Source organism: Micromonospora sp. D75 (assembly GCF_018070405.1).
GTDB classification, from domain to species: Bacteria; Actinomycetota; Actinomycetes; order Mycobacteriales; family Micromonosporaceae; genus Micromonospora; species Micromonospora chalcea.
Genome location: NZ_JAGPXV010001214.1, coordinates 1 through 414, shown reverse-complemented (window position 1 = coordinate 414; position 414 = coordinate 1). Strand labels below are relative to the sequence as shown.

Here is a 414-nt window from a genome sequence, read left to right as displayed (position 1 = left end):
TACGCCGCGGCCGGCGGGCGGCGCGCCGACGCGCACCCCGCCGACCTGGGCGGCGGGCTGACGGTGGACTACGTGAACTCCGGCGAGGTGACCAGGGACGAGCCGCTGCGCGCCGCGGTGGACCGGTCCCGCGCGGTCGCGGCGGTCAACGGCGACTTCTTCGACATCAACAACTCCGGCGCCGCCCAGGGCGTCGGCATCCGCTCCGGCGAGCTGGTGCAGTCGCCGATCGCCGGGCACCCCAACGCGGTGGGCATCAGCGCCCAGGGCATCGGCCGGGTGGTCGAGGTCGGCTTCGAGGGCGCCGCGACGCTGCCCACCGGCCCGGTGCCGCTGACCCAGTTCAACAACATGGTGCAGCGCGACGGCGTGGGCGTGTTCACGCCGCTCTGGGGCTCGTACACCCGCAAGCGG

At 75.1% G+C, this 414-nt stretch carries 1 pseudogene; it reads left to right on the top strand.

Annotation, left to right across the window (positions count from 1 at the left end):
- Positions 1-414, top strand: a pseudogene (locus tag KBX39_RS32925) (multidrug transporter); the annotation flags it as partial.